Annotated in this window: 1 protein-coding gene; it reads left to right on the top strand. The window is 60.2% G+C overall.

The genetic code is table 11. The features are described 5' to 3' along the window. Positions 1 to 1,727: putative bifunctional diguanylate cyclase/phosphodiesterase (locus tag RCH07_RS19140; protein ID WP_326969078.1), on the top strand; the 1,727-nt coding region annotated here is incomplete at its 5' end. Positions 1,728 to 2,096 lie beyond the last annotated feature (369 nt).

Below are 2,096 nucleotides of genomic sequence, written 5' to 3'. Positions count from 1 at the left end.
TCCCGATGCGGGTGGGCGCCGAAACGGCGATCACCCACTTTGTGAGTATCCAACGCGATATCAGCAACCAGGTGGCCTTGCTGAAGCAGCTGCAGGACCAGGCGCTTCACGACTCCGTGACAGGGCTGCCGAACCGGACGGCGGCCGAACGGGTCGTGGAGGAAGTTGTGAAACGGTCCCTTCACCGGGAAGTGGCTGTGGCGGTTGGCCTGATTGATCTGGATGATTTCCGTCTCGTCAACAACACGCTGGGTCATGCTGCGGGCGATGAGGTGTTGCGGCAGTGGGCGGACCGTATGCTCTCATGTCTGCGGGAAGGCGATGTGCTGGCCCGGATGGGCGGGGATGAATTCATCCTGGTCCTCAAAAACATCACCCGTAGCACCGCAAACGAGGACCTGCCCGGAATACTCCACCGGGTCCATGAGGCAGTTAAGGAACCCTTCGCTGTTGACGGCGGGCAGGTCCGCATCGGAATGAGCTTGGGGATCGCACTGGTTCCCGAGGACGGCACCGACAGCCGGTCCATTCTTCGCAGCGCCGATGAGGCGCTCTATGTAGCCAAGGAACGCCGAAACGATCGGAGGACCTGGTGGGAGACCACGGAACACGCCGGCACCCACTCACAAGACAGCGACAACAGTGGTAGCGCCAATGGCAGCTCCGGCACGGGAGAAAAAGCAAGTCCGGAGGACTATCGAGGCGCTCTAAAGAGTGGAAACATCCTTGTTCACCTCCAGCCCGTGGTGGATCTCCGCGATGGGGGCGTGCACCTGTTCGAGGCTCTGGCGCGCCTGAAGCTACCCGGAGGACGCGTCGCGTACCCCGATGGATTCCTGCCTCACTTCGGACCTGACGATCTGCGCGTTTTGTTCACCGGCGTCCTCGATCGGGCGTTGGGAATCCTCGCAGCATGGGACCAGGAGGGTATCCGTCACGACGTGTCGGTGAACCTGCCACCAGCAGTTCTGCTCGACGGGTCGACACCGGCGCTCGTCCAGGAAATGCTCTCGGCACATAACATCGAGCCGGGGCGTTTGGGATTGGAACTGCTGGAATCGGAGGACATAAGCCTCGAGGAGCAGCGCACTACCTTGCGGGAGCTCGTCGACTTGGGAGTAGGCCTTGCCATGGATGATCTCGGATCCGGCTACAGCAGCCTGCAAAGACTCTCAACATTCCCGTTCAGCGCCATCAAACTCGACCGCGGACTACTCCTCCACGTCAAGGACAGGCCCGTGGAAACGCTCAGCGTCATGGCAACCCTCATCCAATTAGGCCGGGACCTGGGCATGAATGTCGTTATCGAAGGACTGGAGAACGAAAGCCTGACCGAAGCCGCTACCGTCCTCGGTGCACCGCTGGGCCAGGGCTATTACCTTGCCAAACCAATGCCACCACAAGACTGCCTTCGGTGGTCTGATTCCTTCACCCTCCAATCACACCTGGCCCCCATACAGACACCCCTCGGCGCTCTGGCCTATCACTGGCAGTTCGCCCGACTAGCCGCACCGCACCCACTGGAACTCGACCGCTGCCCTCTCACCCACTTCATCCACGAAGCCGGCGCCTCCGCCGAGGTGAAAACATGGCACTCACAACAACACGAAATACCGGGGATACACCCCGGCTCCAGCCAATTCCTCATCGACTGGCTCACCCCACAGATCCGCGAACACAGCCCACAAGAACCCCACGCACATATTCCTCTGTCCCTGCCCACCTAACACTCGAGCCAGCCGCCCGCAGCCGCACCCGCCCTCCTCGATGGGCACGGAAGGCGCCCGCTCATCTGCAGAAGTCGCGCATGAGATCTTGGTCCTGACAGACCGGCAGCAGTAGCTCCAGTGAGCATCCGCTAAATTGATCATCCTCCCGGGACATTGCCGTACGTGTCAGACTGCTTGCCAAGAAACAGATTAATCCGCGGCATTAACAGTGCAGACGACTCCTGAAAATGACAGTGGAAATCTTTAGAAATGACAGACACGTCGAGGCCAACGGAATTTGTCAAGGCGATTGAGGCCAGCGGGAGTTAGGCGGCTACTGCCGTAGCCATTCTGTTGGATGGGTTATTGATCCATGCCGCGTCGGGG

Source organism: Arthrobacter sp. CG_A4 (genome assembly GCF_035985125.1).
In the GTDB taxonomy this organism is placed as follows: Bacteria; Actinomycetota; Actinomycetes; order Actinomycetales; family Micrococcaceae; genus Arthrobacter.
Note: the sequence above shows the minus strand (reverse complement) of the source record. Positions and strands in the feature narration are given on the sequence as shown.